This window comes from Pseudomonas sp. LAMO17WK12:I10, assembly GCF_900215185.1.
Taxonomy (GTDB): Bacteria; Pseudomonadota; Gammaproteobacteria; order Pseudomonadales; family Pseudomonadaceae; genus Aquipseudomonas; species Aquipseudomonas chlororaphis.
Window position 1 is genome coordinate 1 of record NZ_OBDX01000080.1, and the last position, 2217, is coordinate 2217.

Consider the following 2217-nt stretch of genomic DNA (forward strand, 5'->3'; position numbering starts at 1 on the left):
TTGCTGGTCGGCCTATGGTCGATACACAGCTCTTGATGAGTGAGTTCTATAGAGCGTAGGCCAGTTTTTCAGTGGTACTTCTGAAACACCACACTAGAGCGGGTACCCCGCCATGGTTCCGGTGATTCTAGCCGTGTGATATCTGGTCGCAGCGGTTACCAATTCAAATTCGTGTCTATCAGGCGGCCCAGTACCGTCCGTAATTCGGACTAATTTGAGCTGTTTAAACGGGATGTCTGGTCGTTGGTAAAGCTTAGGGCTGTTGCTGATCAATGGCGCATGCCCCAGGCGATAACCGCTTGGGGCATGCGCCAATGGCTTAGGCGCCGATCACCATTGTGTCTAGGTATACGCCCCTAGAGGCGAAATATGGGGCAATGTTGCCGGCCTCATCGATGTTGGTTGCATAGATAACCGTAGTGCTCAGGCGATCTTCTGGAAGCTCGCTACTAGAGAAGAGTGCCGACCATCGACCTCCACCATCGACAGCTACCATTTTAGTTGCCTCGAAGCCGGGCTTCCAGAAGTCCCAATCCCAATCCACGCGCACCATGCTACCTGGATCAGCGCGGCCGCTGACAGTGACACCGACTGCCTTCTCTGCGGCATTAATCCAGTTGTCGCCTGTCACTGGATCAATGGTCGGAACGGTCGATCCTAAAGCGATCGGATAGTCCCGTAGGTACGATTGGTTACCAGCCTGATCGATAGACAGCAGCCAGATGCGAAAGACGTCATCCGGAATCTCGCTGCCGGACAAAGTCGTCCACCACTTCCCTGTGGCATCGGTGGTCACGCTTTTCGATTGAGGAGTGGTTCCGACCAGCCAGCGCAGGAGCACTTCAGTACCTGGTTCGGCCCTACCGCTGAGGGTGACACCGGCTTCCCTTTCAGCGGCAGTGATCCGATTATCACCAGCGACTGGATCGAGCGTTGGCTCGTTTGGGCTTGTAGTGTCTACGGTTACCGTTTGTGTAACGAGCGCGGAAGTGTGGCCGCTCGTAGTAGCTGTGGCGTGTATAAGGGTTATTCCATCAGCCGGAACCTCGTGACTGGCAAAGGTCGTTGACCACTTACCTATGTAATCCGTCAGTATGGTCTTCCTAACACCACTCCACTCCAGTGTCACTAAACTGTCCGCTGCGCCATGGCCGGTGACAGTAACGCCCACCTGCTTTTCGATAGCGTTCACCCAGTTGTCACCGCCCACCGAGTCGATCACCGGTACGGTTGGTTCCACAACGATCCGATACTCGCGCCAGTTCGATGGGTTGCTCGCCTGATCAAATGCTTGTGGGGTAATAACAAATGTGCCGTCTGGTATCTCATCTTTGGTAAAGCTTGCCACCCATCTGCCGGTGGCATCGGCTATTACCCGCTTCCAATGGATAGTGGTGCCGACAAGGTTCAAGTTCACCTCACTGCCCGGGTCTGCGCTGCCACTAAGGGTGAAGCCTGCCGCCTTTTCTGCGGCGGTAATCCGATTGTCACCCGACACTGGGTCGAGCGTTGGTTCGGTTGGTCTGGTCGTGTCTATAGAGATTGTCCGCATGGTTGATGCTGAAACATATCCAGTCGCATCAGTAACGATCGCGGATAGCCTGGTGCTACCATCAGGCGGTACTTCAAAGCTGGAAAAGATCGTCTGCCACCTGCCCGTAGCGTCCACCAGCACCTCTCTCCTAGTGCCCCCCAACTCCAGCAACACCATGCTGCCAGCTTCTGCCCAGCCGCTGATTGTAATGCCTTGCTGCTTTTCAAGAGCATTTACCCAGTCGTTGTCGCTTACTGGGTCAATCACCAGTGCGGCTGGAGTCATTTGAGATGTAGGTAATGTATAGCTCCTACTAGTAGAAGGTTTAATAGAGTATGTGTGGAGACCCAAGTCTAAATTCATATCGAAGTCCTGCGGGTAGGTCGGAAGCCAGCTCCCGGTATATTGTAAATGGCATACGATGATCTGCTTTTAACCACCGCATCCATGCCGTTGCCGACGGTGTAACTTCGGCCGGGCACGGACATGGATACTCCGCTAATATCAGTCGCTATTTCAGAGGAAATAGGGCTACGAATGAGCGATAAGTCTGCTGCTTGACGGCTTGTCCGGCTCGGTACTGTCCAGAATAAGTAGAACCTGTCACGAATGTTAAGAAGGTGTAGACAAAATAAACTAAAGTTACCATTTCTTCTGCCTGGGCTGCCTCGAAGTCATGCCTA

Annotated in this window: 1 protein-coding gene; it reads right to left on the reverse strand. The window is 53.4% G+C overall.

Annotated features, from left to right (window positions below; genetic code table 11):
• Positions 1-319 precede the first annotated feature (319 nt).
• Positions 320-1897, reverse strand: coding sequence for a hypothetical protein (locus tag CRO75_RS32145; RefSeq protein WP_110402639.1), 1578 nt, complete (start codon positions 1895-1897; stop codon positions 320-322).
• Positions 1898-2217: the final 320 nt, after the last annotated feature.

Excerpts from the sequence above, each read along its gene's own strand:
- CRO75_RS32145 (WP_110402639.1), bottom strand. The coding sequence starts at position 1,897 with ATGAATTTAGACTTGGGTCTCCACACATACTCTATTAAACCTTCTACT.